Source organism: Oceaniglobus roseus, from assembly GCF_002869745.1.
GTDB lineage: Bacteria > Pseudomonadota > Alphaproteobacteria > Rhodobacterales > Rhodobacteraceae > Oceaniglobus > Oceaniglobus roseus.
Window position 1 is genome coordinate 50,472 of record NZ_PNOS01000004.1, and the last position, 25,735, is coordinate 76,206.

Annotated in this window: 25 protein-coding genes and 1 tRNA gene; 18 read left to right on the plus strand and 8 right to left on the minus strand. The window is 69.8% G+C overall.

The features are described 5' to 3' along the window. Positions 1-2: 2 nt before the first annotated feature. The 6 genes from A7B20_RS03455 (at position 3) to ubiG (ending at position 6,665) form a co-directional block, all read left to right on the plus strand. The gene (locus tag A7B20_RS03455) at positions 3-1,223 is read left to right on the plus strand and encodes a cysteine desulfurase (RefSeq protein ID WP_102107162.1); all 1,221 of its coding nucleotides are present in this window, start codon (positions 3-5) and stop codon (positions 1,221-1,223) included. A 55-nt stretch (positions 1,224-1,278) separates the two neighbouring features. After that, positions 1,279-1,355 (plus strand) — tRNA-Arg (locus A7B20_RS03460). A gap of 330 nt (positions 1,356-1,685) precedes the next feature. After that, entirely contained in the window at positions 1,686-3,806 is a 2,121-nt protein-coding gene (locus A7B20_RS03465) for a calcium-binding protein (protein ID WP_102107163.1), read from the plus strand. Between the two features lie 258 nt (positions 3,807-4,064). After that, positions 4,065-4,439 (plus strand): Hcp family type VI secretion system effector, encoded by a 375-nt coding sequence (locus tag A7B20_RS03470; protein ID WP_102107164.1) that lies wholly within the window; start codon positions 4,065-4,067, stop codon positions 4,437-4,439. A 123-nt stretch (positions 4,440-4,562) separates the two neighbouring features. Further along, entirely contained in the window at positions 4,563-5,885 is a 1,323-nt protein-coding gene (locus tag A7B20_RS03475) for an ABC1 kinase family protein (RefSeq protein WP_102107165.1), read from the plus strand. A gap of 57 nt (positions 5,886-5,942) precedes the next feature. After that, a complete protein-coding gene (gene ubiG, locus A7B20_RS03480; protein ID WP_102107166.1) occupies positions 5,943-6,665 on the plus strand; it encodes a bifunctional 2-polyprenyl-6-hydroxyphenol methylase/3-demethylubiquinol 3-O-methyltransferase UbiG in 723 nt (240 codons plus the stop codon). A gap of 180 nt (positions 6,666-6,845) precedes the next feature. On the opposite strand, the gene A7B20_RS03485 is transcribed toward ubiG, so the two are convergent. Then, positions 6,846-7,142 carry a DUF6477 family protein gene (locus A7B20_RS03485; RefSeq protein WP_102107167.1) on the minus strand — a complete coding sequence of 99 codons (297 nt, stop codon included), beginning with the start codon at positions 7,140-7,142 and terminating at the stop codon, positions 6,846-6,848. 240 nt (positions 7,143-7,382) lie between these two features. On the opposite strand from A7B20_RS03485, the gene A7B20_RS03490 reads away from it, so the two are divergent. From A7B20_RS03490 to lipA, 3 genes are all read left to right on the plus strand, one after another. Beyond that, entirely contained in the window at positions 7,383-8,447 is a 1,065-nt protein-coding gene (locus A7B20_RS03490; RefSeq protein ID WP_102107168.1) for a DUF6456 domain-containing protein, read from the plus strand. A 65-nt stretch (positions 8,448-8,512) separates the two neighbouring features. After that, a complete protein-coding gene (locus A7B20_RS03495; RefSeq protein WP_102107169.1) occupies positions 8,513-9,364 on the plus strand; it encodes an inositol monophosphatase family protein in 852 nt (283 codons plus the stop codon). Between the two features lie 92 nt (positions 9,365-9,456). Further along, positions 9,457-10,407: a lipoyl synthase gene (lipA, locus tag A7B20_RS03500; protein WP_102107170.1), complete on the plus strand. Its 951-nt coding sequence runs from the start codon at positions 9,457-9,459 to the stop codon at positions 10,405-10,407. A gap of 118 nt (positions 10,408-10,525) precedes the next feature. Here lipA and A7B20_RS03505 read toward each other — a convergent pair whose 3' ends face one another. The 3 genes from A7B20_RS03505 to hpt all read right to left on the minus strand — a co-directional run bounded on the left by A7B20_RS03505 (position 10,526) and on the right by hpt (position 12,208). Next, entirely contained in the window at positions 10,526-11,419 is an 894-nt protein-coding gene (locus A7B20_RS03505) for a c-type cytochrome (protein ID WP_102107171.1), read from the minus strand. A gap of 61 nt (positions 11,420-11,480) precedes the next feature. Next, positions 11,481-11,663 (minus strand): hypothetical protein, encoded by a 183-nt coding sequence (locus tag A7B20_RS03510; protein ID WP_102107172.1) that lies wholly within the window; start codon positions 11,661-11,663, stop codon positions 11,481-11,483. Continuing rightward, positions 11,660-12,208, minus strand: coding sequence for a hypoxanthine phosphoribosyltransferase (hpt, locus tag A7B20_RS03515; protein ID WP_102107173.1), 549 nt, complete (start codon positions 12,206-12,208; stop codon positions 11,660-11,662). The genes A7B20_RS03510 and hpt overlap by 4 nt, the downstream gene beginning before the upstream one ends. A 66-nt stretch (positions 12,209-12,274) precedes the next feature. On the opposite strand from hpt, the gene A7B20_RS03520 reads away from it, so the two are divergent. Then, entirely contained in the window at positions 12,275-12,718 is a 444-nt protein-coding gene (locus A7B20_RS03520; protein WP_102107174.1) for a type II toxin-antitoxin system RatA family toxin, read from the plus strand. Between the two features lie 129 nt (positions 12,719-12,847). Next, a complete protein-coding gene (locus A7B20_RS03525) occupies positions 12,848-13,072 on the plus strand; it encodes a hypothetical protein (protein WP_102107175.1) in 225 nt (74 codons plus the stop codon). On the opposite strand, the gene A7B20_RS03530 is transcribed toward A7B20_RS03525, so the two are convergent. From A7B20_RS03530 to A7B20_RS03540, 3 genes are read right to left on the minus strand one after another with little or no spacing between them, the layout of a single operon-like run. Then, positions 13,042-13,551, minus strand: a complete 510-nt coding sequence (locus A7B20_RS03530; RefSeq protein ID WP_281260087.1) for a CinA family protein — start codon at positions 13,549-13,551, stop codon at positions 13,042-13,044. The genes A7B20_RS03525 and A7B20_RS03530 overlap by 31 nt on opposite strands. Further along, the gene (locus A7B20_RS03535; RefSeq protein ID WP_102107176.1) at positions 13,548-14,042 is read right to left on the minus strand and encodes a phosphatidylglycerophosphatase A family protein; all 495 of its coding nucleotides are present in this window, start codon (positions 14,040-14,042) and stop codon (positions 13,548-13,550) included. The genes A7B20_RS03530 and A7B20_RS03535 overlap by 4 nt, the downstream gene beginning before the upstream one ends. Beyond that, complete coding sequence (locus A7B20_RS03540) at positions 14,039-15,178, minus strand: bifunctional 2-C-methyl-D-erythritol 4-phosphate cytidylyltransferase/2-C-methyl-D-erythritol 2,4-cyclodiphosphate synthase (RefSeq protein ID WP_102107177.1); 1,140 nt, start codon at positions 15,176-15,178, stop codon at positions 14,039-14,041. The genes A7B20_RS03535 and A7B20_RS03540 overlap by 4 nt, the downstream gene beginning before the upstream one ends. A 229-nt stretch (positions 15,179-15,407) precedes the next feature. On the opposite strand from A7B20_RS03540, the gene dusB reads away from it, so the two are divergent. The 6 genes from dusB to A7B20_RS03570 all read left to right on the plus strand — a co-directional run bounded on the left by dusB (position 15,408) and on the right by A7B20_RS03570 (position 23,503). Then, positions 15,408-16,382 carry a tRNA dihydrouridine synthase DusB gene (dusB, locus tag A7B20_RS03545; RefSeq protein WP_281260088.1) on the plus strand — a complete coding sequence of 325 codons (975 nt, stop codon included), beginning with the start codon at positions 15,408-15,410 and terminating at the stop codon, positions 16,380-16,382. Further along, complete coding sequence (locus A7B20_RS03550; RefSeq protein WP_102107179.1) at positions 16,379-17,464, plus strand: two-component system sensor histidine kinase NtrB; 1,086 nt, start codon at positions 16,379-16,381, stop codon at positions 17,462-17,464. The genes dusB and A7B20_RS03550 overlap by 4 nt, the downstream gene beginning before the upstream one ends. A 37-nt stretch (positions 17,465-17,501) precedes the next feature. After that, positions 17,502-18,869, plus strand: coding sequence for a response regulator (locus A7B20_RS03555; protein ID WP_102107180.1), 1,368 nt, complete (start codon positions 17,502-17,504; stop codon positions 18,867-18,869). Between the two features lie 155 nt (positions 18,870-19,024). Beyond that, positions 19,025-21,235 carry a sensor histidine kinase NtrY-like gene (locus A7B20_RS03560; RefSeq protein WP_102107181.1) on the plus strand — a complete coding sequence of 737 codons (2,211 nt, stop codon included), beginning with the start codon at positions 19,025-19,027 and terminating at the stop codon, positions 21,233-21,235. A 16-nt stretch (positions 21,236-21,251) separates the two neighbouring features. Further along, positions 21,252-22,655, plus strand: a complete 1,404-nt coding sequence (gene ntrX, locus A7B20_RS03565; protein WP_102107182.1) for a nitrogen assimilation response regulator NtrX — start codon at positions 21,252-21,254, stop codon at positions 22,653-22,655. A gap of 32 nt (positions 22,656-22,687) precedes the next feature. Then, on the plus strand, positions 22,688-23,503 hold the full coding sequence (locus A7B20_RS03570) for an alpha/beta fold hydrolase (RefSeq protein ID WP_157937590.1): 816 nt from the start codon (positions 22,688-22,690) through the stop codon (positions 23,501-23,503). A gap of 263 nt (positions 23,504-23,766) precedes the next feature. On the opposite strand, the gene A7B20_RS03575 is transcribed toward A7B20_RS03570, so the two are convergent. Next, positions 23,767-24,237: a hypothetical protein gene (locus A7B20_RS03575; RefSeq protein ID WP_172960954.1), complete on the minus strand. Its 471-nt coding sequence runs from the start codon at positions 24,235-24,237 to the stop codon at positions 23,767-23,769. A gap of 117 nt (positions 24,238-24,354) precedes the next feature. Here A7B20_RS03575 and trkA point away from each other — a divergent pair, with 117 nt between their 5' ends. Beyond that, positions 24,355-25,731, plus strand: coding sequence for a Trk system potassium transporter TrkA (gene trkA / locus A7B20_RS03580; protein WP_102107184.1), 1,377 nt, complete (start codon positions 24,355-24,357; stop codon positions 25,729-25,731). The last annotated feature ends 4 nt before the right edge of the window (positions 25,732-25,735 follow it).

Here is a 25,735-nt window from a genome sequence, read left to right on the forward strand (position 1 = left end):
CGATGTACGACGTGAACACGGTGCGCGCGGATTTCCCGATCCTGTCACGCGAGGTCAACGGCCGGCCCCTGGTCTATCTCGACAACGGTGCCTCGGCCCAGAAGCCGCAGGTGGTGATCGACGCGGTGACGCGCGCCTACTCGATGGAATATGCCAACGTCCACAGGGGCTTGCATTACCTTTCGAACCTCGCGACCGAACAGTACGAGGCGGTCCGCGGCAAGATCGCGCGATTCCTCAACGCCGCGAGCGAAGACGAGATCGTGATGAACACGGGCACCACCGAGGGGATCAACATGGTCGCCTACGGCTGGGCCATGCCGCGGATGGAGGCGGGGGACGAGATCGTGCTTTCGGTGATGGAGCACCATGCCAACATCGTTCCCTGGCACTTCCTGCGCGAACGGCAGGGCGTGGTGCTGAAATGGGTCGACGTGGACGAGACGGGCGCGCTCGACCCCGCCAAGGTGCTGGAGGCGATCGGGCCGAGGACGAAGCTCGTCGCCATCACCCACATGTCGAACGTGCTCGGCACCCGGGTGGACGTGAAGGCGATCTGCGCCGGCGCGCGGGAGCGGGGCGTGGCCACGCTGGTCGACGGTTCGCAGGCCGCGGTGCACGGGCCGGTGGACGTGCAGGACATCGGCTGCGACTTCTACCCGATCACGGGTCACAAGCTTTACGGCCCCTCGGGGTCGGGCGCGATCTATGTCCGGGCCGAGCGGATGGCCGAGATGCGCCCGTTCCTCGGCGGCGGCGACATGATCCGCGAGGTCCACAAGGACGCCATCACCTGGAACGACCCGCCGATGAAGTTCGAGGCCGGCACGCCGGGCATCGTCCAGCAGATCGGCCTCGGCGTCGCGCTCGACTACATGACCGGGCTCGGGATGGAGAACATCGCCGCCCACGAGGCCGACCTGCGCGATTACGCCCAGTCGCGGCTCTCGGGGCTGAACTGGTTGCAGGTGCAGGGACATGCGCCGGGCAAGGGGGCGATCTTCTCGTTCACGCTGGACGGGCCGGCCCATGCCCACGACATCTCGACCGTGCTCGACAAGAAGGGTGTCGCGGTCAGGGCCGGGCAGCACTGCACCGGGCCGCTGATGGATCACCTCGGGCTGAACGCGACATGCCGCGCCTCCTTCGGCCTCTACAACACCCGCGCCGAGGTCGACGCCCTGGTCGAGGCGCTGGAGTTCTGCCACGAGCTCTTTGCCTGAAGCCCCCCGATTTCCGTTGCGGGGGCCGACGGGGCAGACTATAGAACCCCGGCACGGACCCATAGCTCAGCTGGATAGAGCGCTGCCCTCCGAAGGCAGAGGCCTCAGGTTCGAATCCTGATGGGTCCGCCACAAGATCAGATGATTGCGGCAGTTCGGGTGCTTCTCGGCTCGGTCCGGGGATGCCGAGGGGAATCCTCGCTCTCTCCAGACGCTGCGCGACCACCGGGCCCGGCGCAAAGTGCCTGGCGAGTTGCACCGCCCTGTGGGCTCGACGTCCACTCCTGGCAACGCGGTCAAGGCTCGCGCGTGGTTCTCGGAGCGGTCTGGGACTGACGTTCCGCCATCGCCCCCCGGCCATCCGGTCCGGCGACCTGCACGCGCCGCTTGACAGGAAAGCGGGACCGCGACAACGCTGCCTGACGTGGGTCGCTCCGACAGTCACGACGGAGGGCCCTTTCCATGCCAGATGCGGTCGTCGACATCGTGGCGCTCAGCGCGCGCACGGTGCATGAAGGCGAGGGCATCGCCTTCGACGTGATCGTCAGCGGGTTGACGCCCGGCGTCACCAACTGGTCGTGGCAGCTCGCAGGGCTCGATGCCGATTTCATGTCCGATGACGGAGGTCCGCTGGGGCGGAGCGGGCAGATCGTGACGGTCGCGGGCGGTCCGACGGAGGTCGTCATCCCGATCCGCTTTTCCGCGGCCCTCGATTTCCTCGCGGAGCCGAGCGAGGCCCACCGGATCGACGTCTCGGTCAGCAACGCCACCGTCCAGCCCGGTCCGGGCGTGGTCCCGCTGCACGACCCGAGCTCCGCCAGGGTCGCCATCACGGTCCGCGACACGGTGCCGCTTCCGGGGGGCGACCTGATCCTCGGCGACGCGCGGGTGGGGGCGCCCCTGACGGTCGACCTCGCGGCGCTGGACGCGCTGATCGGGGATGCACCGCGCAGCTATTCCTGGCTGTCGGTGACCCGGGACAACGCGATCCTGAACGAGGTGGTCGATACCTACATCCCCGGTCGCTTGCACGACGGCGAGCAGATCGCGCTCGGCATCACCTATGTCACGGCCGACGGCCTGACCCGGCAGATCCTGAGCGCCCCGACCGAACCGGTCGTCATTCTCTCGGCACCCGCGCAGGGCCATCCGCGGATATGGGGCGAGGCGCGGCCGGGCGAAGTGCTGCGCCCCGACCTCTCCGACGTCTCGGATCCCGACGGCATCGCCGGCCCCGAGGTCGTGACCTGGTTCGTGGACGGCCGGCCCCGCTCTGCCGAGGACGTCTTCCACGTGTACGAATCCCATCTCGGGGCCGAGATCCGCCTGCGCTACAGCTTCGTCGACGGGGCCGGGAACACCGAGACGGTCTGGTCCACGCCGGTCGAGGTCTACCACATCCCTTCGGTCCGCTTCTTCGGGACCGCGGCCGACGAGACTGTTCGCGGCGACGACTGGCACGACCGGATCCTCGGCGGCGGCGGCCAGGATCTCCTGTTCGGCCTCGAGGGGCGCGACACGCTGCTGGGCGAGACGGGCGACGACACTCTGCTCGGCGGCGACGACGACGACCGCCTCGACGGTGGCGGCGGGAACGACCGGCTGCTGGGCGAGGCGGGCAACGACACGCTGCTCGGCGGCGGCGGCGACGATCAGGCTGACGGCGGCCTGGGAGACGACCTGCTGCGCGGCCACGGCGGCGACGACATCCTGCGCGGCGGTGCCGGGGCGGACACCCTGATCGGAGGCACCGGCAACGACGTCCTCAGCGTGACGGCGGGCGCCAACCAGCTGCTTGGGCAGGCCGGGGACGACACGCTTCGGGGCGGCGGGAACGGCGATACGATCCTCGGAGGACTCGACAACGACGCGATCAACGGTTTCGCCGCGGCAGACCTGCTTCTGGGCGGGGCGGGCAACGACACCATCCGGGGCGCCACGGGTTGGGACAGCCTCGACGGCGGGCAGGGCGACGACCTGCTGCTTGGCGGCAGCGACGAGGACACGCTGCGCGGTGGCGACGGGAACGACAGGCTGTTCGGGGAGGGCGGTGACGATCTGCTGCTCGGCGGACCCGGCACCGACATTCTTTCGGGCGGCGGCGGCGACGACAGCCTGGAGGGCGGCAACGACGCGGATACGCTCCTCGGCGGCGCGATGCAGGACATCCTCTCCGGCGGCGCCGGCGACGATATGCTGAACGGCGAGAACGGGCGCGATACCCTGGTCGGCGGAAGCGGCGCCGACACGCTTCGCGGCGGCGACGGGGACGATGTCCTGTACGGCGACACCGGCGACGACATCCTGCAGGGCGGCGCGGGCATCGACGCCTTCGTCTTTCCCGAACGGCGCCCGGGCGAGGTCGACGTCATCCTCGACTGCACGCTCGGCAGCGCCGGCGACGTCGTCGTCTTCGGCAACTTCTCCGACGCCGAGTTCGCGGGCTCCTACGTCGAGCAGGAGGGCAACGACCTAGCGCCGCTCTGGACCGACCTCGTCTCGAACGGCCACCGGATCCGGTTCATGGGGCTCAGCGCCGAGCAGGTGCTGCACGAGGTCTGGTTCGAGTTCTACGATTTCTGAGGCCGGCGCGGCCCGCGGTCTTGTTTGGCACCGTCCTCAGGCACCGCGTCGTCTTGCATCACATGGATCGGCGGAGTCCCGATGGGTTGGCCGCATCTCCCGTGCCGCAACATTGCGATACCCGGCCGTGTCGATCTCGTGCGCTCCGGCGAGGGTCCGGATTACCGGACTGTGCCGCGGGGGGTCTTCCCGGCATGATCCTCCGATCCCGGCGCCGCACCGCGAGGGCGCCCATTCCGGACGAATAAGGAGATCGCCATGCCTGTCTACATGAAGATCGGTGACATCGACGGGGAGAGCAGGGACAGCGCCCACAAGCAGTGGACGGTGATCCAGAGCCTCGGGGACAGCGCGCGCACCGTGCTCGACCACGATCACAAGGACTGGTGCGACATCGCCACCATGGGCCAGGCGGTCGACGAGGACGGCGACCGCTTTGTCTTCTTCGGCATCGACCTCGATGGCGACGGCAGGGTCGACGGCACCCTCTCGGCCGAAATCGGCACGGCCCGCGACGGACAGGTGCCGCTGGAGGATCTGTCCCTGAATTTCGAGAAGATCGACTGGACCTACTCGGACGGCGGATGGAACGCCGGCGACGTCATGTCCTTCACCGAGGTCGAATGGACCTGATGCGGCAGGCCGCCGGCCCCGCAGACGGGACGTGAGACAGCGCGTCGCACCCGGATCCGGGGCGGCGCGTTGATTGTGGAGGCCCCCGCGATATGTCGCCCCGCACAGGCAGAGAGGTGCGACATGGCGATGGATCAGTCGGGGGGACGGCCGCTTGCGGTGCCCTCGGGGCGCATCGCGCGGCTGGCGCGGCTTGGCTCCATGGTCGGGGGAATTGCGGGCGACGTGGCGTGGAACGGGGCGCGCAGCCTTGCCCGCGGGCAGCGGCCCGGGTTCCGCAGACTGCTGATGACCCCCGCCAACGCGCGCCGCTTCGCCGACGACCTTGCGCGGATGCGCGGCGCGGCAATGAAAATCGGCCAGCTGATCTCGATGGACACCGGCGATGTGCTGCCGCCGGAGCTGGCCGAGGTGCTGGCCCGGCTGCGCAACGACGCCCATTTCATGCCGCCCGCACAGCTGAAGCGCGTGCTCGACGCCGAGTGGGGGACGGAGTGGCGGCGGGCCTTCGCGCGGTTCGATGTCCGACCCATGGCCGCGGCCTCGATCGGGCAGGTGCACCGCGCGCAGCTGAAGGACGGGCGCGACCTTGCGGTGAAGGTGCAGTATCCCGGCGTCGCGCGGAGCATCGACAGCGACGTGAGCAACGTCGCGGCCCTGGTCCGCATGGCCGGGCTGGTGCCCGAGGGGTTCGACCTTGCGCCCTATCTCGCCGAGGCGCGGCGCCAGCTGCACGAGGAGACGGACTATCTGGCCGAGGCCGCGCAGATGACGCGGTTCGGCGCGCTTTTGGCGGGCGATCCGGCCTTCGCGGTGCCGCAGTGCCATGCGGACTGGTCGACGCCGCGGGTGCTGGCGATGTCCTTCGCGCCGGGCGAGCCGATCGAATCGGTCGCCGCCCGCGACCCGGCGACCCGCGAGCGGGTCACGGGCGACCTCGTCGGACTGGTTCTGCGCGAGCTGTTCGACTTCGGACTGATGCAGACCGACCCGAACTTCGCAAACTACCGCTTCGATCCGGCGAGCGGGCGGATCGTGCTGCTGGACTTCGGCGCGACCCGGGCCTTCGGCGCCGACACCGTCGCCGCCTGTCGGCAGATGATGGCGGCGGGGCTGGCGGACGACGCGCCGGGCATCGCCGCGGCGGCGGAGGCGATCGGGGTGCTCGGGCCCGCCGTCGCGCCGCGCCACCGGTCGCGGATCCTCGCCATGATCGGGATGGTGTTCGACGAGCTGCGCGGCGAGGGGCCGTTCGATTTCACCGATACCGCGCTGACCGGGCGGATGCGGCAGGAAGGGATCGCCCTGGCCGAGGACGGCTTCGTCCCGCCGCCGCTGCCTATGGACGTGCTCTATCTCCAGCGCAAGCTCGGGGGGATGTTCCTGCTGGGCGCCCGGCTGGGCGCGCGGGTGGCGGTCCGCCCGATGCTGGAGGCTCGCCTGTGAGCGCGGCGCCCGTCCAGCCGGCGGTCCCGTCGGCGGTCACGAGCGACGGAGACGCCCGTGGCTGAGCGCCGCCGCAACGACCTCGCCATCTACGACACGGCCGCCGCGCACTGGTGGAGCGACGAGATCCGCTGGGTGCGCACCCTGAAGAACATGGTGCCGGGACGGCTGAAGTGGTTCGACAGGCTGGCGGAGTGGGAGGGCCGGCGGGTGCTCGACCTCGGCTGCGCGGGCGGCTTCATGGCCGAGGCGCTGGCGCGGCGCGGCGCCCGCGTAACCGGTATCGACCCCGCCGGGCAGGCCATCGCCGCGGCCCGCGCCCATGGGGCGCAGGAGGGGCTCGACATCGCCTATGACGTGGGCGCGGGCGAGGATCTGCCCCACGGCGACGCAAGCTTCGACATCGTCGTCTGCGTCGACGTGCTGGAGCATGTCGCCGACCTCGACCGGGTGCTGGCCGAGGTGGCGCGGGTGCTGGTTCCGGGCGGGTTGTTCCTGTACGACACGATCAACCGCACCGCTCTGGCGCGGTTCGCGGCGATCACCGTGGCCGAGGACCTGCTGCGCGTGCTGCCGCAGGGAACCCACGATCCGGAGAAGTTCATCCGCCCGGAGGAGATGGAGAGGGCGCTGCATCGCGCGGGCCTCGTTACCGGAGGGCGGCGGGGCCTCGGGCCGCGGGGCGTGAACCGGCGGTTCGACCTCGTGTTCGGACCGCTGCCTCTGACGTCGGTCATCTGGATGGGCGAGGCGCGCAAGCCGGGGACCGTGAACCGCTGACCGCCGCCGCCCTGGGCGCGGCCCGTGCCCGGCAGGACCTGATGCCGCCCTTCAACGCGGCGACGGAACGAGCCGGGGGCGCGCTGTTCCTCATGCTGCCTGGCCTCTCGGTCGCCCTGACGGCGGCGCATATCCTTGCCGCCGCCTGGACGGGCAGGGGACGCAGCACCGGCGCGCATCTCAGGCGCGCACGTCCGGCGAAAGCGCCTGCCGCGCCTCGGCCATCAGGGCCACCAGCACCTCGATGTGGCGGGCGATGCAATACCCGGCGCTGCCGCTCCTGCGGTCCTGTTCCAGCTCCGCCTCGCAGGCGATCAGGTGATCCAGCGTGGCGCCGCCGCCGCCCGCGGCACCGGGTCCGAGGACACGGGCAAGACCGCGGGCGCGGTCGTAGTCGCCAAGCGCGAACCGGGCCGCGCGGATCAGCAGGCGCGGACGGCGCAGGTTGGACAGAACGGTTTCGGAACAACGGGTCATGGCGCTTTCGCTCCTGTCGTAGGTTCGGATGCGGGGCACCATGGCACGGGCAGGGGGGGCGTTGCCGAAGCGGGGAGCCAGCGTTCGCTGATCCTCAAATTTGTTTACGAATTGGAAGCATTCTGCGAAATGCGCCCGATTGTTAACCAACCGCTAAGAATTGCAACCAAGGATTGTGGCTGCTGGGGATAAGCCTGTGGACACAACCGGTGCCTCGGCCAGTGAAGAGGGGACAAGACCATGTCGAACCAACAGGCAGACGGGCTGATGCCCGAATGGGTGCCGTCCGCGGCGCGGGTCTATCTCGCCCATACCGAACAGGGAACCTCGATCCGCTCCCTCGCCCGGGCCGAGGGCTGCCACGCCTCCACCGTGCTGCGCCGTGTCCGCCGTCTGGAGCAGCGGCGCGACGATCCGCTGGTCGACCGCGCGCTGCGGCGGCTCGGGGCGGCGACGGTCCGGCGCACTTCCGAACTTCCCCCCACCAGAGACGATGTTCACATGCACCACGTTTCCATTCCCCCTGCCGTCACCGATCCCGCGACACTCGACAAGGACATCCGCCGGGCGCTGCGCCGCCTCGGCGAACCCGGCGCCTGCCTGGCCATCGCCACCGGCATGGAGAACGCCGTCGTCGTGCGCCAGACACCCGCGGGCGACACCGTGCGCACGGCCGTGCTGCCCTGCGCGGTGGCCGAGGTGATGGCCCTCCGCGGCTGGATCACCGCCACGGTCAGCGGCAAGATCACCCGCTACGCGATCACCGCCTCGGGACGCGCGGCGCTGAAGCAGCAGCTGGATCAGGCCGCGGCGCTGCGTCCCGCGACCAATCGCGGACCCGAGGTCGGCAGCCTGCGGATGCGCTACGGCGCCGCGGAAAGCCCGCTGCTGGCGCTGGCGCGCCGGCGCGAACGCGACGGCACGCCCTTCCTGACCGACGACCTGGTGGCCGCGGCCGAGCGCATGCGCGAGGATTACGAACTGGCGCTCGCAGGGCTGAAGACTCCGCCGGCGCTCGAGGCGCTGCTCGCCGCGGCGGCCGGGGACCTGCCCGAAGGCGACGCGCTGATGGCGCCCGGCCCCGAGATGGCGCGCCTCAGGCTCGGGCGGGCGCTGGCGGACCTCGGGCCGGGGCTGTCGGACGTGGCGCTGCGCTGCTGCTGCTGCCTCGAGGGGATGGAGAGCATCGAGCGGCGCATGGGCTGGGCCGCGCGTTCGGGCAAGATCGTGCTGCGGATCGCCCTGCAGCGGCTGCGTCGCTACTACGACACGGTCGAGGGCCGGTGGGCGGCGATGGTCGGCTGATCCGGTTGTTGCCGCCTGCGGCCCCCGCTAGGGTCGCGCGGCAACAGCGCGGGAGCAGGGCGATCATGGACAGCGGCAAGGCGGAGCAGGGTCTCGGCACCGGGATCGAGGACGCGCTCGTCGCGCTCGTGCGGCAGGTGGCGCAGGCCGAGATCCTGCCGCGGTTCCGGCGGCTCGACGCCGCCGGGGTCAGCGCGAAGACCGCCCCCGACGACCTCGTGACCGAGGCCGACACCGCCGCCGAGGCCGCGCTGACCGCGGGCGTGCGGCGGATCCTGCCCGATGCGCTGGTGGTCGGCGAAGAGGCCGTCTCGGCCGATCCGGGCGTGCTGGAACGGATCGGCGGCGATTTGGTGGTAATCCTCGATCCCGTTGACGGCACCTGGAACTTCGCCAGCGGCGTCGCTGTCTTCGGCGTGATCCTCGCGGTGACGGTGCGGGGCCGCTGCGTCTTCGGGCTGCTCTACGATCCGGTGATGGACGACTGGGTGATGGCGCGTCCCGGCGGCGGCGCGTGGTTCTGCCGCGAGGGCGCGGCGCCGCAGCGCCTGTCCGTCTCGCGGGAGGCCGACCCCGCCGCGATGACCGGCTTCGTGCCGGTCTTCATGTTCCCCGACGCCCGCCGCGCCGCCGCGGCCGAGGCGATGCTCGGCTTCCGCCGGGCCACGACCTTCCGCTGTTCCTGCCACGAATACCGCCTGCTGGCGCAGGGCCGGGTCGATTTCCTGGTGAACGGCGGCCTCAACGCCTGGGACCACGCCGCGGGCGAACTCTGCGTGCGCGAGGCCGGGGGCGCCGCCCTGATGCTCGACGGTCGCGCCTACGATGCGACGCTGACCGAGGGCACGCTGGTGGCCGGGAACGACGCGGCGACGGTGGCGATGCTGCGCGACAGGTTCGGCCCCGTGCTCGGCTGAGCGCCATGTGCCGAGGGCAGGACACATCTTCGGAAACGGGCCGCGACATCCCCGCCGGAAGGGTCTATATGAGGGGCAAAGGAAGGACCGACATGCGTGACCTGAAGATCCCGGACCAGCGCCATCCCGAAAAGGCGCGCCGCCCCGACAGCGCCCAGCCGAAGAAGCCGAACTGGATCCGCGTCAAGGCGCCCACCGGCGACGGCTACCAGAAGACCCGCGCCATCATGCGCGAGCACAGGCTCAGCACCGTCTGCGAAGAGGCGGGCTGCCCCAACGTGGGCGAATGCTGGTCCCAGGGCCACGCCACCATGATGATCATGGGCGAGATCTGCACCCGCGGCTGCACCTTCTGCAACGTCGCCACGGGCCGCCCCGATGCGCTCGACGTGTTCGAACCGGGGCGCGTGGCCGATGCGGTGAAGAAGCTGGGCCTGAACCACGTCGTCATCACCTCGGTCGACCGCGACGACGTGGAGGACGGCGGCGCCGAGCACTTCGCCCAGACGATCCGCGCGATCCGCCGTCAGGCGCCGGGCACCACGATCGAGATCCTGACGCCCGACTTCCTGAAATGCGGCCCCGAGGCGCTCGAGAAGGTGGTCGAGGCGAAGCCCGACGTCTTCAACCACAACCTCGAGACCGTTCCCGGCCTCTATCCCGAGGTGCGCCCCGGTGCGCGCTACTTCCACTCCCTGCGCCTGCTCCAGCGGGTGAAGGAGCTGGATCCGGCGATGTTCACCAAGTCCGGCATCATGGTCGGCCTCGGCGAGGACGCGCAGGCGGTGCGCCAGGTGATGGACGACATGCGCGCCGCCGACATCGACTTCCTCACCATCGGCCAGTACCTGCAACCGACGCCGAAGCACCACCGTGTCGACCGCTTCGTGACGCCCGAGGAATTCGCCGCCTACGAGAAGGCCGCCCTCGGCAAGGGCTTCCTGATGGTCTCGGCGACGCCGCTGACCCGGTCGAGCTACCATGCCGGCGACGACTTCCAGCGCCTGCGCGAAGCCCGCCTGAAGAAGCTCGCCGCCCTCTGACCGTCAGCCGGTCTGCCCGGCCCCCCATCTTTGCTTCCCAAATATCCCGGGGGTCCGGGGGCTGGCCCCCGGTCCCGCACTTTCGGCCCGCGCGACGCCGAAAGTGGGGCGGCGAACCTCACGGATGCGGCGGCACCGCCTTCAGGTAGGCCGCGATGGCCGCCCGGTCGCTCCCGGGCAGCTTCGAGATCTTGTCGACCACCGCCACCATCGCGCCGCCCACCGTGTCGTATTCGGGGGTGAAGCCGCTCGTGAGGTATTCCACGATCTCGTCCTCCGACCAGTCGAGCCCGCCCGGCGTGATGTTCGGGATCTTTCCCTTGCCGTTCGGGTCCGGCCCTCCGGCGAGCCAGGCGCCCGCCTTCGGCCCGCCAAGGAGGTTCCTCGGCGTGTGGCAGGCGCCGCAATGGCCGAGCGCCTCGACCAGGTAACGGCCGCGCTGCTGTTCCTCGGTCAGGTCGCCCGTCACCACCCAGTCGCGGTCGAGGTAGAGCAGTTTCCAGCCCCCCATCAGGCGGCGGATGTTGAACGGGAAGGACACGTCGTGCGGTCTGCTCGGCGTCTCCGAGGCGGGCAGGGTGCGCAGGTAGGCGATCAGGTTCACGATGTCGCCGGTCTGGGCCCTGATATAGGAATCGTACGGAAAGACGGGATAGAGGTGCTCGCCGCCCGGTCCGACGCCGCGCTGGATGGCGCTGGCAAGCTCGAGGTCGCTCCAGCTGCCGACCCCGTGCTCGAGGTCGGGCGAGATGTTCGGGGCATAGAAGGTGCCGAAATCCGTGGTGAAGGCCTCGCCCCCCGCCAGCACCGGCGGTCCGTCGGACTTCTCCGCATCAGGCGCGACGTGGCAGGAGGCGCAGCCCGCGGCCAGGAACACCCGCTCTCCCGCCGCCGCATCGCCGGTCAGCCCGTCCAGCGCGTCGGCGGCGAGCGGTTCGGGGCGGGTGAGGAACCAGAAGCCGAGGGAGCCGACGAGGGCGAGGAAGATCAGCCAGCGCAGGAACGGGGGCATCGACGGCGTCCTTTCTGAGAAACAGGGCGATGGTAGACCATGGCGGGGAATTGGAAAGGGATCAGCGCAGCACCGGCGCGCGCCGGGCGGGATCTAGGCTCAGCGCCTCGGGCCAGCCCACGAAATGCTCGATCGCGAGAAGAATCAGGCAGATGGCGATCACCGCCAGCACCAGCTTGACCCGGCGGGGCGAAGGGGGATGGCGCGCCCATTGCGCCGCGCGCAGCAGCCAGTGGAGGTTCATGCGCCCTCGTCGAGGAAGCGCACCTTGCCGATGAAGGGCAGGTTGCGGTTTCTCTGCGCGTAGTCGATGCCGTAGCCCACCACGAACTCGTCGGGGATCTCGAAGCCGGTCCAGGTCGCCTTGATGTCGACCTCGCGGCGGGCGGGCTTGTCGAGCAGGGCGATGGTCTCCAGCCGCCGCGGCTCCCGGTTCAGCAGCATCCGCGTGACGTGGAGCAGGGTGAAGCCGGTGTCGACGATGTCCTCGACCACCAGCACGTCGCGCCCGCCGATCTCGCCCCGCAGATCCTTGAGTATCCTGACCTCGCGGCTGCTCTCGGTGGCGTTGCCATAGCTCGACGCCTCCAGGAAATCGACCTCCACGTTCATGTCGAGCTCGCGCACGAGGTCGGCGATGAACACGAACGAGCCGCGCAGCAGCCCGACGACGACCAGCTTCTCGGTCTCGCCGTAATGCGCCTTGATCTCCTTCGCCAGCGCCTCGATCCGCGCCGCGATGGACTTGGCCGAGATCATCTGGTCGATCGCATAGGCCGGCTGCGCCATGACGCCCCCTTGATTTATGGTGCCCCATGGCCGACATCGACCCGGACGCCCGGAAACAGATAAGACATGCCCACACATCACGAAACCCGAAAGCTGCCCTATACCGCGCAACAGATGTACGATCTGGTCGCCGACGTCGGCAGCTACCCCGAATTCCTCCCCTGGTGCGCCGCGGCGCGCGTCCGCTCGACCCGGCCCATCGAGGGCGGAGAGGTGATGGAGGCGGACCTGGTGATCTCGTTCAAGGTCTTCCGCGAACGCTTCGCGAGCAAGGTCACGCTGTGGCCCGAGGACATGAAGATCGACACGGAGTACCTGGACGGCCCATTCAAGCACATGATCTCGAAGTGGAGCTTCCGGGACGTGGAGGGCGGTTGCGAGGTCGAGTTCTTCGTCGATTTCGAGTTCAAGAACCGGATTTTGCAGACCGCGGCGGGGATGTTCTTCAACGATGCCATGCAGCGGATCGTGCGCGCCTTCGAACGGCGGGCGGCGGCGCTGCACGGCTGACGGTCGGGTCAACGTGCCTTGTGTGGCGCGTTAACCATGTATTTGTAATTGCTAACTTTTCCTGAATAAGGCCACGAAGTTTTCACAGTTCGCCGCGCATATGGGAGGGCCAAACAAGGAGATCGCCACATGCGCCTCATCATCTGCTCCCCCGCTCCGGCCAAACGCCCTGTGGCCGCCCTGTCGTATCGCGACGCCGACTTCGACTGGGGCCGCCGCGCCCGTCCCGACACGGTCATGCCGCGCCGGGTTCCGCGCGCCCTGCCGCCGCTGACCCCGCGCCCCGAACGCCGCCGCACGGCCGAGGTGTTCTGCCTGTTCTCCTATCGCCGGAAACTGGCCGGCGCGGTCTGAGCGCCGTCGCCCAGGGCCTCCAGCAGCAGCGCCAGCGCGAAGTCCACGCTGCTGCGCCGGACCTCGGCGCGGCCGATGGCGCCGAAGTCGCGGGTCCAGGTCTGCGGCTGGGTGCCGGTGCGCGCCAGTCCGAAGCAGACCCGGCCCTCGGGCTTGGACTCCGATCCGCCGGGGCCCGCGATGCCGGTGATCGACACCGCGAGATCCGCCGCCGACCAGGCCAGCGCACCTTCGGCCATCTCGCGCGCCACCGGTTCGCTGACCGCGCCGTGCTGGGTGAGGGTGGTTTCCGAGACGCCCAGCATCTCGACCTTGGCGGCGTTGGAATAGGTGACAAAGCCCCGTTCGAACACCTCGGACGAGCCGGGAATCTCGGTGATCGCCCCCGCCAGAAGCCCTCCAGTGCAGCTTTCGGCGGTGGCCACCATCATGCGGGCGGCGCGCGCCTTCTGAAGCAGGGTCTCGGCGGAAAGGGTCACATCAGCACTCCATGGGCAATGGCCGCCGCAAGGGCGGTGACGACGGCCGCGGCGACACCGGCCAGCACATCGTCAAGCATCACGCCGTGGAAATCGTTCCGCCGGTCGGCGCGGCCGATGGGACCGGGCTTCCAGATGTCGAAAAGGCGGAACATCAGGAAGGCGCCGATCCAGCCGGGCCAGAGCCGCTCGGGCGCGGCTCCCGTCATCTGCACGCCGAGGACGATCGGCAGCAGCGCGATCCACTGTCCCACCACTTCGTCGATGACGATTTCCGAGGGGTCGTGGTTCGCCTTTCCCGCCGTCTCGACCCGCGTCGCCCAGAGCCCGGCGGCATAGGCGGCGACGATGGCGGGCAGGAACAGCCAGAGGCCGCCGGCGACGATCAGAAGATAGGCGAGCGGCAGCGCGGCGAGCGAGCCCCAGGTGCCCGAGGCGGGGCGCAGGTGGCCGATGCCGCAGACGGTGGCGACCAGATGCGACAGCCTCATGGCGTCACCAGCGTGACGGTGGCGAGCGCGGCGATGCCTTCGCCCCGCCCGGTGAAGCCCAGCCGCTCGGACGTGGTGGCCTTGACCGAGACGCGACCTTGCTCGAGTCCCATGATGCGCGCCATCTCGGCCTGCATCGCCGCGGCGTGGGGCCCGATCTTCGGCGCCTCGCAGACCAGCGTGCAATCGGCATTGGAGATGCGGAACCCGCGCTGCGCCGCAAGTTCGACTGCATGGGTCAGGAAGATGTGCGAGGCGGCGCCCTTCCACTGCGGATCGGACGGCGGGAAGTGGCGGCCGATGTCGCCCTCGGCCAGCGCGCCGTAGATCGCATCGGTCACGGCATGTATCCCCACGTCGGCGTCCGAATGGCCGAGCAGGGCTTGGTCGTGGGGGACGCGAACGCCGCAGAGCGTGACGTGGTCCCCCGGGCAGAAGGCGTGCACGTCGAAACCGTTGCCGGTGCGGATGTCCATGGTGCGCTCCAGGATTCGGGCCGCGCGGGTGAAGTCGGCCTCGGTGGTGATCTTCAGGTTATCCTCGTCCCCGTCGACGATGGCAACCGGAAGACCGGCGGCATGGGCCACGGCCACGTCGTCGGCCGCCATGCCGGGGTGGTTGCGATGGGCGGCGAGGATCGCGGCCAGGTGGAAGCCCTGCGGGGTCTGTGCGCGGAACAGGCCCTCCCGGTCCTGCAATCCACGGACCTTTCCCGCGGCGCCCTGCCACAGGGCGTCGGTGACGGGCAGGGCCGGCGCCGCGCCGGGCGAGGTGTCGAGCACGGCGCAGACCCTGGCGATCAGCGCCTGGCTGACGAGGGGGCGGGCGGCGTCGTGGATCAGCACCCGCTCGACGCCCAACCGCTCCAGCGCCTCCAGCCCGGCGCGCACGCTCTCGCCCCGGCTTGCGCCGCCGGGCACCGCGCTGACCTCGGGCAGGGCGGTATAGCCCGGAGCAAGGCCCATGTCCTCGGGGTGGAGCACCAGCACGACGTGACAGACGCCGGGTGCCCCGCGGAAGGCGTCGAGCGTGCGCGCCAGCACCACCCGGCCGCAAAGGTCGCGCCACTGCTTCGGGACCGGCCCGCCCACCCGCGTGCCCCGTCCCGCGGCCACGATCACCGCCGCTGTCGTCATCCTGCCGTCCCCGCGCTGTGGCCGCGGTGCGGCCCGCGGCATCTTCGGTAACTACGTCATGGCGATTCCGGTCACAATGCAAAGCGCCGGGGCGGCGCATCTGCACTTTTTTTGTGCAGCGGAAGATTACCCTGCCTTCCGGGACGATTCGGCGATGACGCCGGTTTGCGTTTCGGCGCCGTCGGCGATAGCAGTTCAGGCAATTGCACAACGATTGAGCAACGACGCCGTGACGCGCACCCTCTTCGACACTCCCGTCCTGCTGGCCCCCATGGCCGGCATCACCGACCTGCCGTTCCGCCGCCTGGTCGCAGGCTTCGGCGCGGGTCTCGTCGTCAGCGAGATGGTGGCAAGCCAGGAGATGGTTCAGGCCAAGCCCGGCATGCGCGAGAAGGCGGAGCTGGGCTTCGGCGAGGCGCGGACGGCGGTGCAGCTGGCGGGGCGCGAGGCGCACTGGATGGCCGAGGCCGCGCGGATGGTCGAGGCGAACGGGGCCGAGGTCATCGACATCAACATGGGCTGCCCGGCGAAGCGGGTGGTCAACGGCTATTCCGGCTCGGCGCTGCTGAAGGATCTCGACCACGCGCTCGGGCTGATCGAGGCGGTGGTGGGCGCGGTAAAGGTGCCGGTGACGCTGAAGACCCGGCTCGGCTGGGACGACGCGCTGCTGAACGCCCCCGAGCTCGCGCGGCGGGCCGAGGCGGCGGGGGTGCGGATGATCACGATCCACGGCCGCACCCGCTGCCAGTTCTACACCGGCCGCGCCGACTGGGCGGCGATCCGGGCGGTGGTGGACGCGGTGTCGGTGCCGGTGATCGCCAACGGCGACATCCGCAACGCCGACGACGCCCGCGACGCGCTCAGGCTTTCGGGCGCGGCGGGCGTGATGATCGGGCGGGGCGCGCAGGGCGTGCCGTGGCGGCTGTCCGAGGTCGCGGCATCGCTCACCGGCGCGCCCGCGCCCGAGGTGCCGACCGGCGCGGCGCTGGCCGACCTCGTGGCGGGACACTACGCAGCGGCGCTGTCCTTCTACGGCCGCGACCTCGGCGCGAAGGTCGTGCGCAAGCACCTCGGCTGGTACATGGACCATGCGGGCACCGAGCCCGCGTTGCGCAGGCGCGTGCTGACGGCGGCCCCCGGGCAGGTGCCCGCGCTGCTGCCCGACGCCATGGCCGAGGGCCAGGCGAAGGCGCTCGCCGCATGAGCGCGCTGTCCGAGTCGCTCTGGACATCGCTGCCGCTGCCCGCGCTGCTGCTCGATCCCGGCGACATGATTTCCGAGATCAACCCCGCCGCCGAGCAGTTCCTGAACGCCTCCGCCCGCTCCATGCGCGGCGCCCCGGTGTTCGACCGCCTCGCCATCGACGCGCCGCTGGAAGAGGCGTTCACCCGCGTCCGCCGCGACCAGGGGGCCCTGTTCATCAACAACGTCGACGTCGGCACCGGCCAGCGTCCGCCGGTCCAGTGCAACGTCCAGATCGGCCCGATGATCGGCATGCCGGGCTTCGTGCTGGTCCTGCTGGAGCCGCGCCAGATCGCCGACCGGCTGGGGCGCGCCTACCAGGTGCAGACCTCGGCGCGCTCGGCCATCGGCATGGCCGAGATGCTGGCCCACGAGATCAAGAACCCGCTCGCCGGCATCACCGGGGCGGCGCAGCTCCTGTCCATGGGGCTGTCGGGCGAGGATCTGGAACTGACCGACCTGATCGTGATGGAGAGCCGCCGCATCGTCGCGCTGCTGGACCAGGTGGAGCAGTTCGGCAACCTCCGCCCGCCGCTGAAGAAGGCGATCAACATCCACGACCTGCTGGACCGTGCCCGCAAGACGGCGATGGTCGGCTTCGCCGGGCACATGCGGATGACCGAGGAATACGACCCCTCGCTGCCGCCGACCTTCGTGGACGCCGACCAGCTGCTCCAGGTGTTCCTGAACCTGCTCAGGAACGCGACCGGGGCCGCGGGCCCCGAGGGCGGCACGATCACGCTTCGCACCTTCTACGACCTGTCGCTGCGCCTGCGCCGCAAGGACGGCGGCGACGGGGCGCTGCCGCTCCAGGTCGAGATCATCGACGACGGCCCGGGCCTGCCGCCCGAGATCGCCGCCGACATCTTCGAACCCTTCGTCTCGGGCCGCGAGAACGGCACCGGCCTGGGTCTGGCTCTGGTCAGCAAGATCATCTCCGAGCATAACGGCTGGATCTCGGTTGATTCCGTGCCGGGGCACACCGTATTCAGGTTGTCCCTGCCGGTCGCACCGAAGGACGCGCGCGACGGGGACGAGGCATGACCCGACACATCCGTACTCTTGCAAGGACCAACGACTGATGGATGGAACCGTACTTGTCGCCGACGACGACCGCACGATCCGCACCGTGTTGACCCAGGCGCTGACCCGGGCGGGGTGCAAGGTGCATGCGACCTCCTCCATGGTCACGCTGATGCGCTGGGTCGAGGAGGGGAAGGGCGACCTGGTGATCTCCGACGTCATCATGCCCGACGGCAACGGGCTGGAAGCGCTGCCGAAGATCGCGGTGGAACGTCCCGGCCTGCCGGTGATCGTCATTTCCGCCCAGAACACCATCATGACGGCGATCCAGGCCGCCGAGGCCGATGCCTACGACTACCTGCCGAAACCCTTCGACCTGCCCGACCTGATGAAGCGCGCCGCCCGCGCGCTGGAGGTCAAGCGCCGCGCGCCCCCGCCGAAGCCCGCGAAGACCGGCCTGCCCAGCGACGACCTGCCGCTGGTGGGCCGCACGCCCGCGATGCAGGCGCTCTACCGTCTGGTCGCGCGGGTGATGAACACCGACCTCGCCGTGCTCATCATCGGCGAATCCGGCACCGGCAAGTCGCTGATCGCCCGGGCCATCCACGACTTCTCGGACCGGCGCACGCAGCCCTTCGTCGTCGCGGGGGTCTCGGACCTCGCCACGATGGAAGGCCCGGCGCAGATCATCGCCAAGGCGCGGGGCGGCTCGATCCTGTTCGACGAGGTGGGCGACCTCGACGAGGACGCGCAGGCGCGGATCGTTCGGATGCTCGACAGCTTCACCGACAACGCGCCGCGGATCATGGCCTCGTCCCAGGCGAACCTCGCCGCGAAGATGGAGAACGGGCAGTTCCGGCAGGACCTGTTCTACCGCCTCGGCGGCGTTACCCTGTCGGTGCCGGCCCTGCGCGAGCGGGTGGACGACATCCCGCTGCTGACCGAGCATTTCCTGAAGCGGGCCGAGCGCGACGGCAACACCTCGCGCCGCTTCTCGAACGACGCGATGGAGCTGATCCGCGCCTACAGCTGGCCCGGCAACGTCCGCCAGCTGGAGAACACTGTGCGCCGGATCATGGTGACGGGCGTCGAGGAAGAGATCAGCCGCGCCGAGACCGAGGCGGTGCTCGGCAACCAGCCGGCGATGGAACCGCTCGTCGGCGGCGGCGAGGGCGAGAAGCTCTCGGGCTCGGTCAGCAAGCACCTGAAGCGGTATTTCGACCTGCACGGCGGGCTTCTGCCGCCGCCGGGCCTCTACCAGCGGATCCTGCGCGAGGTCGAAGGCCCGCTGATCGAGATCGCGCTGGATGCCACCGGCGGAAACCAGGCGAAATGCGCCGATCTGCTGGGCATCAACCGGAACACGCTCAGAAAGAAGATCACCGACCTCGATATTCGCGTGACACGGCGCCGCAAGTTGATGTAAAACCGCAACAGAATGTGTGGCCCTCCGGCGTCAGTCGGGGCGAGACCACCAGATAGAGCGGTACGGCGCGCAAAGCGCCACATCAAATTGGGGGTAAACCCGTGACAGGGCGTGTCCGCACGGTCACTTGGGAACGTGTCGCGGCCCTGCGACGCATGAAGCGTGTCCAGAACCTGTCGACCCTCGGGCTCGTGGTTCTGGGCCCGGTCCTGACCCTCGCCACCTTCTTCGTCCTCGGCCCGCTCGACCAGGGCACCTCCACGATCACGCTGCGCCTCGTCCTGCTGGCCGACCTCGTCTACGTGCTGGTGATCGCCACGCTGGTGCTGAACGCGCTGGCCCGGATGGTGGCGGCGCGGCGGGCGCAGTCCGCGGGTTCGCGCCTGCACCTGCGGCTGACCGGGGTGTTCGCGCTGATCGCGCTGATCCCCACGGTGACGGTCGCCATCTTCGCGGGCCTCACGGTCAACGTCGGGCTCGAGGGCTGGTTCTCGGACCGGGTGCGCAACGTGGTCGGCGCCTCGCTCGCCGCGGCCGAGGCCTATGAGGACGAGCAGCGCCAGTCGCTCAGGACGGACACCGAGGCGCTGGCCACCTTCCTCTCCTCCGTCCGCGCCAACAGCTTCCAGCTGTCGGACGGCGAGATGCGCCAGCTTCTGGCCCAGGGTCAGAGCCGGATCCAGCGCGGCCTCTCCGAAGCCTTCGTCATCGACACCACCGGCGACATCCGCGCGCGCGGCGAACGCTCCTACCTGTTCGACTACGAACGCCCCTCGGCCGAGGACATCTCGCGCGCCGAGGCGGGCGAGACCGTGGTGATCGAGGACTGGGGCGTGAACGAGTTCCGCGCGCTGCGGCGTCTCGACGGGCTGGGCAACCGGCTACTCTATGTCAGCCGCGACGTCGACGGCAAGATCCTGTCGCTGCTCGACGACACCCAGGAATCCGTCCGCCTCTACAACCAGCTGGAGAACGAGCGCGGCCGCATCCTGTTCGAGTTCGGCCTCGTCTACCTCGGCTTCGCCGTCATCCTGATCCTCGCCGCGATCTGGCTGGGCCTCTGGTTCGCCGAACGCCTGTCCGGCCCCGTGGGGCGGCTGGCCGGCGCGGCGCAGCGGGTCGGGGCAGGGGACCTCGACGTGCAGGTGAAGGAGGAGAAGGGCGACGACGAGATCGCCATGCTGGGCCGCCTGTTCAACCAGATGACCCGCCAGCTGAAGGGCCAGCGCGAGACGCTGCTGGCGACCAACGACCAGATCGACCGGCGGCGGCGGCTGTTCGACTCCGTCCTGTCCTCGGTCACCGCGGGCCTCGTCGGGCTCGACCCCAAGGGGCGCGTCACCTTCGTCAACCGCTCGGCCGAGCGGCTGCTGCAACTCGGCGAATCCGACGGGCAGTCGGTGGCGCTGGCCGTGGCGGTGCCCGAGTTCGGCCCGCTGTTCGACCGCCTGCGCGCCAATCGCCGCAGCGACGTGGCGCAGGAGGAGATCAAGGTCAGCCGGGGCGGCAAGCTGGAAAGCCTGCTGGTGCGCATGTCCACACGCCGCTCGGAAGCGGGCAAGCTGGAGGGCTACGTCGTCGCCTTCGACGACGTGACCGACCTTGTCGCGGCGCAGCGGATGGCCGCCTGGGGCGACGTGGCACGGCGCATCGCGCACGAGATCAAGAACCCCCTGACCCCGATCCAGCTCTCCGCCGAGCGGATAAAGCGCAAGTTTTCCAAGGCATTGCCCGAGGAAGATGCCGAGGCACTTGAACAGTATACCGGCGTCATCGTCCGCCAGACCAACGACCTGCGCCGGATCGTCGACGAGTTCTCGAAATTCGCCCGCATGCCCGAGCCCGAGCGGCGCACCCATGACATGGCAAAGCTCCTGCGCGACGTGGTGACGCTGCAGGAGGCGGGGCAGCACGACGTGAAGATCACCGCCGACATCCCGGCCGCCCCGGTGCTGGCCGATTTCGACGCGACGATGCTGAACCAGGCGCTGACAAACCTCATCAAGAACGCCGGCGAAGCCATTGAATCACTGTACGAGAGGGGCAGGCCGGACGGGCACGCGCCGCAGATCCGCGTTGCCATGCAGGCGGATGCGCAGGAGATCCAGATCGCGATCTCCGACAACGGCATCGGCCTGCCCGAGGACCGGGCGCGGCTGTTCGAACCCTACGTGACGACCCGCAGCCAGGGCACGGGGCTGGGCCTGCCGATCGTCAAGAAGATCATCGAGGAGCACGGCGGCACGCTGACCCTGAGCGACGCCGAGCCCTTCGATGCAACCGGGCACCGCGGCGCGCGGGCCGACATAAGACTGCCCCGGCTGATCGAGGCCGAGGCGGGTGAGGCAGAGGAAATGGCAGTATGACGAAAGGAATTCACTGATGGGCGACATTCTGATTGTCGATGACGAGCGGGACATCCGGGAGCTGATCTCGGACATCCTGAAGGACGAAGGCTATACCACCCGGCTGGCCGGCAATTCCGACGAATGCATGGCCCAGATCGCGGCCGAGCTGCCGTCGCTGATGATCCTCGACATCTGGCTGAAGGACAGCCAGATGGACGGCATCGACATCCTGAAGGCGACGAAGCGCGACCATCCGGGGATTCCGATCATCATCATCTCGGGCCACGGCAACGTCGAGATCGCGGTCGCCGCGATCAAGCAGGGCGCCTACGACTTCATCGAGAAGCCGTTCAACATCGACCAGCTGACGGTGGTGATCGGCCGCGCCATGGAAACCTCGCGCCTGCGCCGCGAGAACACCGAGCTGAAGCGGCGGGACGGCACGGTGGCCGAGATGATCGGATCCAGCGCCGCCTTCAAGTCGCTGAAATCGCAGCTCGACAAGGTGACGAAGAGCAACGGGCGCGTGATGCTCTCGGGGCCCGCGGGCAGCGGCAAGGAGGTCGCCGCGCGTTACATCCACGCCAATTCCAACCGCGCCGACGCGCCCTTCGTCACCGTCTCCTCCGCCACGATCGAACCCGAGCGGATGGAGGACGTGCTGTTCGGCCGCGAAGGTTCGGACCGCGGGATCGAACCGGGGCTGCTGGAGCAGGCGGACGGCGGTGTCCTGTTCTTCGACGAGGTGGCCGACATGCCCCCCGGCACGCAATCGAAGATCCTGCGCGTGCTGGTCGAACAGTCCTTCACCCGCGTCGGCGGCAGCGAGAAGATCAAGGTCGACATCCGCGTAATCTCCTCGACCAACCGCGACCTCGCCGCCGAGATCAAGCTGGGCCGCTTCCGCCAGGAGCTGTTCCACCGCCTCTCGGTCGTGCCGATCGCCGTGCCCTCTCTCGACGAGCGGCGCGAGGACATTCCCGAACTCGCCCACCACTTCATCGCCGGTTTCAACAAGTCCCAGGGCCTGCCCCTGCGCAGCCTCAGCGAGGAGGCGGTGGCGCTGCTCCAGACGATGCTCTGGCCCGGCAACGTGCGGCAGCTGAAGAACGTGATGGAGCGGGTGCTGATCCTCGGCTCCGACAAGGGCGAGATCACGGCGGCCGAGCTTCCCGGGACCGAGGGCCCGTCGGACGAGGAGGGACGCGTGGTCCTCTCGGGCTCGCTCGCCACCCTGCCGCTGCGCGAGGCGCGCGAGCTGTTCGAGCGGGAATACCTGCTGACCCAGATCAACCGCTTCGGTGGCAACATCTCGCGCACCGCCTCCTTCGTCGGGATGGAGCGTTCGGCGCTGCACCGGAAGCTGAAGTCGCTGAACGTCGTGACCTCGGTCAAGCAGGGCAGCCGGATCGCCCATATCGAGGACGTCGAGACCTGACCGACCCGCTGCCGACGCCGCGCCTGATCGAGGTGCAGGGCCGCCCCGTCGCCTTCCGCGAGGCGGGCGCGGGCGGGGCGGCACCGCTGGTGCTGCTGCACGGCGGCGGCTTCGACGGGGCGCTGCCGACATGGGCCGCGACCTTCCCGGGTCTGGCAACGGGGCGCCGCGTGATCCTGCCCGACCTGCCGGGCTATGGCGGCAGCGCGGGGTTCGCGCGGACCCATACGCTGGCCGATCTCGCAGGCTGGCTCGGCGATTTCCTCGATACGCTCGGCATCGCCCGCGCCGACCTTTGCGGCGTCTCCATGGGGGCGGGGGCGGGACTGCTGCTGGCGCTGGAACGGCCGGACCGCGTGCGCCGGATGATCGCCGCGGGCTCCTACGGGCTGATGCGGCGCGTGCGCTACCATCCGCTGGCCGCCTATGCCGCCCGGCGCGGCTGGATGCGCCATCTCTACGCCGTCGGTGTGCGCGGCGGCCTGCCGCTGCGCCTGGCGCTCGCGGCCGAGTGGGGCGGCGCGCTGCGCGTGCCCCCGGCGGCGCTGGCCGAGTTCCAGGCGCTGGCGCGCGAGCAGCGGGTGAAGCGCAGCTTCGACGATTTCCTCGCGGGCGAGATGTCGTCCGCCGGGCTGCTCTCGGACCTCACGCCGCGGCTGCCGGACCTGGCGGCGCCGGTGCTGCTGGTCCACGGCCGCCACGACCGCGTGGTGCCCGTCCGTTACGCCGAGGCCGCCGCGCCGCTGCTGCGGGACGGGCGGCTTCGGATCCTGCCGACCGGCCACTGGCCCATGCGCAGCCGCCCGGACCTGTTCCTGCCGCTGGCGGAGGGGTTTCTGGGTGGGTGATTGGGACTGCTGTCCTGAAATCCCGAGGTTCCGGAGGATCTTGGCAGAAACAGCTCAGCCGTCGGGCCCGGCGGCAACGCCGGGCCGCGCCCGACCCTCCCCCCGGGAGGGCGCATTGGCGATGTCGTCCGCAGCACGAGCGACACGTCTGCTTGCTGACGAAACACAACGCAGGAGCGTCTCAAAGCGCCCTCCCAGGGTCGGGCGCGGCCCTCCGAGCGAAGCTCCGTCGTGGTCTGGATTGCCGCGGCCGGAACGGCTCGTCACCCCGTCGTCAGGAACCCGACGCCGCCGCCCTGCACCCGCACCGCGCAGACGTTCGGACCCAGGGGCGGCAGCGTCGCGGGCACCCGGCCGCCGGAGTCACGCTGGGCCTCGGGCGAACACATCGGGATCTCGACCGGCGAATAGCCCCGCGCCGCCATGCACTGCGAGATCACCCGCGCCCTGAGCCCGGCGTTCGCGTCGTAGGTATAGGTCTCGCCCCCCACGATGTCCCCGCCGATCAGGCGGCAGTGCAGCCCGTCCCGGCTGCACACCCGGCGCGGCGGCAACACCTCGATCGGCGTGGTGCGGATCTGCGTGTTCGGCGGCACCCGGTTCACGCCGCTCACCTCGCAGTCGGTCAGATCGGCGTTCAGCCGCGTCACCGATACCCCCTCGCGGTAGAAGCCGCGATAGGGCGCGCAGGCCAGCAGCAGCAGCGGCAGAAGCCAGATCATTCGGTTTGCCATTGCGTCCTCCTGCCCGTGTTGCCATGACTGATGGCGTGCCGACGGCAGGTTCCGACGAACCGCGCGCCATGTCCAGCACGCATTGCGAGGGCCGGGACGGGCCGACGAGGGAACACCATGAAGGTCATCATCTGCGGCGCGGGCCAGGTCGGCTGGCAGATCGCCAAGCATCTTTCGGGCGAGAGGAACGACGTCACCGTGGTCGACAACAACCCCGACCTCGTGCGCCGCGCCACCGATACGCTCGACGTGCAGGGAATCGCCGGCCACGCCTCCTATCCGGACGTGCTGGACCGGGCCGGGGCGCGGGATGCCGACATGATCATCGCCGCGACCTTCTCGGACGAGGTGAACATGGTGACCTGCCAGGTCGCGCACTCCGTCTTCTCGGTGCCGCGCAAGATCGCCCGCCTGCGCGCGCAGTCCTACCTGACCGCGATCTACTCCGACCTCTACCGCCGCGACCACATGCCGATCGACGTGGTGATCTCGCCCGAAAAGGAGGTGGCCGAGGCCGCGCTGCGCCGCCTCGCGGCCCCGGTGGCCTTCGACACACAGTCCTTCCTTGGCGGGCAGGCGCAGCTTCTGGGCATCTCCCTCGGCCCCGACTGCCCGGTGCTGAACACGCCGCTGCGCCAGCTGACCGATCTCTTCTCGACCCTGCGCGCCGTCGTCGTGGGGATCCGCCGGAAGGGCCAGCTCTTCGCGCCGGACCCCGCGGACCAGCTGTTCGAGGACGACCAGATCTACGTCATGTCCCACCGCGAGGACGTGAACCGCACGCTGGAGATCTTCGGCAAGCTCGTGACCCGCCAGCACCGCGTCGTCATCATCGGCGGCGGCAACGTGGGCCTCGCCGTGGCGCGCCACCTCGAGAAGCGGGCCGAACGGGTGCGCGTGAAGATCATCGAGCGCACCCGCGCCGTGGCCGAACGCGCCGCCGACACGCTGGAGCGCACCATCGTGCTGCATGGCGACGGGCTGAACATGGAGCTTCTGAACGAGGCCAGCATCGGCAAGGCCGACGCCGTGCTCGCCGTCACCGACGACGACAAGACGAACGTGCTGGCCGCGGTGCGCGCCAAGACGGCCGGGTGCAAGATGGCGATCTGCCTCGTCAACGATCCGACGCTGCATTCGCTCATGGGCCCGCTCGACATCGACGCCTTCATCAACCCCCGCTCGACCACCGTGTCCTCGATCCTGCGCCACGTCCGCCAGGGCCGGATCCGCGGCGTCTATTCCATCGGCGACGCCGAGGCCGAGGTGATCGAGGCGCAGGTGCTGTCCACCTCCTCGATCTCCGGCCAGCTGGTGCGCGACATCGACTTCCCGGAAGGTGTGCTGGTCGGCGCCGTGCAGAAGGGCGACACCGTCATCACCCCCACGGGCGCGACGCGGATCGAGGAGGGCGACGTGATCGTGCTGTTCGCGCTGGCCAAGGACGTGCCCGATGTCGAGCGGCTGTTCCAGGTCAGCATCGACTTCTTCTGAGGCC